This window comes from Sutterella sp. KLE1602, from assembly GCF_001578585.1.
GTDB classification, from domain to species: domain Bacteria; phylum Pseudomonadota; class Gammaproteobacteria; order Burkholderiales; family Burkholderiaceae_F; genus Sutterella; species Sutterella wadsworthensis_A.
The window spans coordinates 1-5,047 of the sequence record NZ_KQ968572.1 but is presented as its reverse complement, the minus strand read 5'-3'; the positions used below and the strand labels follow the sequence as shown (position 1 = coordinate 5,047).

The window sequence follows — 5,047 nt, the reverse complement described above, 5'->3', positions numbered from 1 at the left end:
AAGTCGGATGTTCCCTCGCGGCAATTCTATGGAGGTGCCTATGCCTTGGAGAAAGCGGGTTGTCTTCGGCGGCGCATGCCTTGCGGGCCTGCTGGCCGTGGGCTACGCGGGCTATGTCGGCTGGCAGCAGTCGGTGGTTGATCAGATGCTCTTTGACCTGAAGGCGGCGGGCAGTCCCGTGCCCGGCGTGGGCATCGAGGTGACCGAGATCGAAAGGACCTTCGGCTCGAGAAGGCTCGAGGTGGTCTTCCATGTGCAGGGCCTGCCCGAGATGCCTCTCAGGGGCGAATGCGTCTGGCGTCTGGGCATGGCGCCGAGCCTCGTCGTGCGGCACTTCAGGACGACGCCCGAGCTGCAGGCCTTCGTCGACAAGGCCTCGCCGCAGGTGACGATGGACTTCGGGCTTCCGTTCATGCCGACGAACCTGCGCGTGCACTGGCTCGACGCCGAGGTCGACGGTCGCACCACGGCCTCGGGCGAGGCGCTCACGACCTTCAGGATCGTGAAGGCCGAACCCGTCGAGAAGGATGGCAGGCTCGTTCCGTATGCGCCCGCGAGCGGCGTGCCCTACCACGTGCTCCCGGTCGAAGGCGACTGGGGATTCTCCGCCTTCGTCTTCCGCCTCAACTGGGCGGGCGAGCGTCTGGTCTACAGGTTCCTACCCGACGAGACCGAAGAGCCCGTGATCCTCACGGCTGAAAGCGACGGCGCGGGATTCTCCGGGTTCGAGAAGGTCGACGCGAAGGACGACGTGAAGTTCGGCAGGAGCGCCTCGCGCCTGTCGGCGAGGAAGGTGAATGCGGGCTGGCGGTTCGACTTCTCGCATGACGGTTCGCTTGAGAAGGCTCCCGCGGCTGCAGGTCCGCTTTCCGCACTCAGATACTGGCACTTCCAGGGCTCCGTCACGGCGCCCGAGGACGTGTGGCTGCCCGAGGCGGCGGGCAGGCTTCTGGTGGGCGCCGACGTCTGCAGCGTGCCGGGCATCTGCCGCCCGGGCGCGCCGCAGGGGCTCGAGCCTCTCATGCAGGCCGCTCAGGACGGCAGGCTCGGCCTGAAGATGCAGAACGTGGAGCTTGACTTCCCGAGGCTTGAAGTGCGCGCCATGGGCGCGATGGGCGTGAGGAAGGATGTGAAGACGTTCGCCGACTTCGATGTCGGCGTCCAGATTCATCCGCTTGACGACGAACTCATGAAGACCCGTCCCGACGTCGTCGCCGTGCACGACTTCGTGAAGGACCTCGTCGACTCGAAGGCGCTCGCCTGCCGCGTGAAGGACGAGTGCCGCGCCCGCGTGACGGTCGAACCCGACGAAAGGGGCTTCGGCATCATCAGGTCGAACGGCGTCGACGTGACGGAGAAGGTCATGAAGTTCATTTTTGCCGAACCCGCCGGGACGGGCGAAGCGGGCTGACGTCCACATTGATCCGTTCTGCCTGGCCGATCGGGAACGGCCCGTCTTCCGTCGCGAAGGCGGGCCTTTTGGGCGGAGCATCGGACGTATGATTGAGTACGTCTTTCCAAAAAAAGGAGCACAGCACAATGGTGAGCAGGATCGAAGTGCGCGGCGCGCGCGTGCACAATCTCAGGAACGTCGACGTCGACATCCCGCTCAATAAAATCGTCGGCGTGGCGGGCGTCTCCGGGTCCGGCAAATCATCGCTCGCGCTCGGCGTCCTCTACACCGAGGGCTCGCGGCGCTACCTTGAGGCGCTCTCGACCTATACGCGCCGGCGGCTTACGCAGGCGCCGCGGGCCGATGTCGACGAGGTGCTCCATGTTCCCGCAGCGCTTGCGCTCCATCAGAGACCGGGCGTGCCCGGCATCCGGAGTACCTTCGGAACGGGGACCGAGCTGCTCAACACGATTCGCCTCATGTTTTCGCGCCTTGCGTTTCACAGGTGTCCGAACGGCCACATGGTCGGGCCCACGATCGACGTCGCGGCCGAAAAGGCGCTCGTCTGTCCGGTCTGCGGGGCGAAGTTCTTTGCGCCGGGTGCGGAGGATCTGGCCTTCAACAGCGGCGGCGCCTGCAGGACTTGCGACGGCACGGGCATGGTGAGGTCGGTCGACAGGGCAACGCTCGTTCCCGACGAGACGCTTTCGATCGAAGAAGGCGCCGTGATGCCCTGGCGCACATTGATGTGGTCGCTCATGACCGACGTCTGTCGATCGATGGGCGTGAGGACGAACGTGCCCTTCAGAGAGCTGACGCCCGAGGAGAAGGCGATCGTCTACGACGGCCCGATGGTGAAGAAGCACATCTTCTATCATCCGAAGGGTTCGAACGATGCGGCGGAGCTTGATTTCACGTACTTCTCGGCCGTAAAGACGGTCGAGAACGCGCTCGCCAAGGTGAAGGACGAGTCGGGCATGAAGCGCGTCGAGCGTTTCCTGAGACTTGATGTATGCCCTGACTGCAGGGGCTCAAGGTTCTCGGAGGCCGCGCGGGCGCCGAAGATTATGGGCGTCTCAATCGACGAAGTCTCCCGCATGCCGCTCGTCGACCTGTGCGCTTGGGTCGACCGCGTGCCCGCGTCGCTCCCGCCCGAGATGCGGCCGATGGCGGAGAGTCTCTGCGAGGCGTTCGGACACACGGCCGCGAGGCTTCTGGATCTCGGGCTCGGATACCTGTCGCTTGATCGTGCGGCCTCGACGCTCTCGACGGGCGAGCGGCAGCGCATGCAGCTCGCGAGGGCCGTGCGCAACCGCACGACGGGCGTGCTCTACGTGCTGGACGAACCTTCGATCGGGCTCCATCCCGCCAACGTCGAGGGGCTCAAGGCCGTGATGCACGACCTGGTGGCGGACGGCAACACGGTCCTTCTCGTCGATCATGACGTCGACATTCTGAGAGAGGCCGACCGGATCATCGAGATGGGCCCGAAGGCGGGCCGCGAGGGCGGTCGCGTCATTGCCGAAGGAAGCGTCGGAGAGATCGAGGCGAATTCCGATTCGATGATCGGGCCCTATCTGTCGGGGAGACCCGCGGTCGTGAGGACGAAGACGCCGCGAGACAGTCTTTTCGAGCATGGCGAAATCCTGCTTGAGACGAAGGCGGTCCATACGGTCAAACCTCTGAGCGTGAGGATTCCGAAGGGGAGACTCACGGTGGTGACGGGCGTGTCGGGTTCGGGCAAGACGACGCTCGTGCTCGAGAGCCTGCTCCCGGCGCTCAGGGCCGCGATCGACGGGACGGCACTGCCCGCGCACGTCGGCTCGATCTCGGCTCAGGGCATCCGTCAGGCGAAGCTCATCGATGCGACGCCCATCGGCGTGAACGTCCGGTCGACGGTTGCAACCTATGCCAACGTGCACGATGATCTGAGGAAGGCTTTCGCGAAGACGCCCGACGCGAAGGCCGCGGGCATGAAGGCGGGCGACTTCTCGTACAACACGGGCAGGCTGCGCTGTCCCGAATGCGACGGCACGGGTTCGATCAGCCTCGACGTGCAGTTCCTGCCCGACGTGGACGTGCCGTGTCCCGCGTGCAGGGGAAGCCGCTATGCGCCGGCCGCCTTTGCAATCAGGCGCGCCGCGAAGGCGGCGGGGGCGCACGGGACGCAGTCAGCGTACACGCTGCCCGAGTTCATGGACATGGACGTCTCGACGGCGCTTCGGGCGGCAGCCGACATGAAGACCGTGTCGGCAAGGCTCAGGGTGCTCGAGGATCTCGGGCTCGGCTACCTCACGCTCGGGGAGGCGACGCCCGGACTCTCGGGCGGCGAGGCCCAGCGGCTCAAGCTCGCGGGCGAGATGGGCAGAGGCCAGGATGATGCGCTCTTCGTCTTCGACGAGCCGACGATCGGCCTGCATCCTGAAAACGTCGCGACGCTCATGGCGGTCTTCGAGCGGCTCGTCGAGGCGGGCGCAACCGTGATCGTGATCGAGCACGACCTCGACGTGATCCGGGCGGCCGACTGGATGATCGATCTGGGACCGGGCGGCGGAGACGCGGGCGGCGCGGTCGTCTTCGAAGGCGTGCCCGAGGATGCGCCCGCAGAGCCCCGAAGCGTCACGGGCAGGCATCTCGGCCGTCGGGTTTAAGCCTGCGCTCATGAAGACGGGCATAATCAAGAAAGCGGACGCAGGGCCGGATTCAGGCCTGCATCCAACGCAACAACGAACGGGAAGAAGAACATCATGAACATCCGCAAGACTTCCATTTCGATCGTCGCAGGCGTGATCGCCGCGCTCACGGCGGCCTCCGCCGCTGCGGCTCCCGACGTCGCGCTCGTGAGGGAGCGTGCCGAACAGGGCGTCGTCGAGAGCCAGTTCGCCCTCGGCAACATGTACTTCAAGGGCAACGGTGTCGAGCAGAACATCGAGGAGGCCCTCAAGTGGTACCGCCGCGCCGCCGAAAAGGGCAACGCCATGGCGCAGCTCAAGCTCGGCTTCATCTACGAGGACGGCAGGGGCGTTCCTCAGGACAAGAAGGCCGCCAAGGACTGGTACCACAAGGCATGCGAAAACAAGCACGAGCTCGGCTGCAACTATGAGCAGCGCCTCATCGACGAAGGTGTTCAATGAGTCGGTCGAGTACGCTCAGGTCGGGACTTCGCCCTCTTTTTGACAGAACCCGTGCGCCGCAAGCCTCTCATTTCAATGGGAGGAGAAGGCGCACAAACTTTTCGGACGTGCAGTAACATTTCCTTATGCGCACCTCCACCTCTTCCTACATTGTCGAACTTCCGCTTCGTGTGAACGATCAGCAGAATCGTTTTCTCGAAAAGGCGTTTGAGTTCGGACGCACGCTCTACAATGCGCAATGCGACGCTCGGGACAGCTCTCGGGCGTCTGCAGCGCATGCGTGAGACGAAGGCGTGGCGGGAGGCACGGGACATGTCGAAAGGGAAGGCGCGAACAATAGCGTTCAATGCCGTTCATAAAGTCTTTGGACCAACCGAATTCGGCCTTGCGATCATTGCGAATAATCATCGTAAGGCGAGTGGTCGGAACGACATTGGTGCCCATGAAGCTCAGAACATCGGGAAGACGGTCTGGAAGGCTCTCCAACGTCACATGTTCCGGAAAGCCGGCAGACCTCGCT

The 5,047-nt window shown here is 64.3% G+C and carries 3 protein-coding genes and 1 pseudogene; all 4 read left to right on the top strand.

Annotated features, from left to right (window positions below):
• Positions 1-1,411, top strand: a 1,411-nt coding sequence (locus tag HMPREF3036_RS10395; protein WP_231853627.1) for a hypothetical protein, incomplete at its 5' end; no start/stop codon positions are given.
• A 128-nt stretch (positions 1,412-1,539) separates the two neighbouring features.
• A complete protein-coding gene (locus HMPREF3036_RS10390) occupies positions 1,540-4,044 on the top strand; it encodes an excinuclease ABC subunit UvrA (protein ID WP_062334231.1) in 2,505 nt (834 codons plus the stop codon).
• A gap of 96 nt (positions 4,045-4,140) precedes the next feature.
• Positions 4,141-4,527: a tetratricopeptide repeat protein gene (locus tag HMPREF3036_RS10385; protein ID WP_005437193.1), complete on the top strand. Its 387-nt coding sequence runs from the start codon at positions 4,141-4,143 to the stop codon at positions 4,525-4,527.
• Between the two features lie 312 nt (positions 4,528-4,839).
• Positions 4,840-5,047, top strand: a pseudogene (locus tag HMPREF3036_RS12365) (hypothetical protein); the annotation flags it as partial.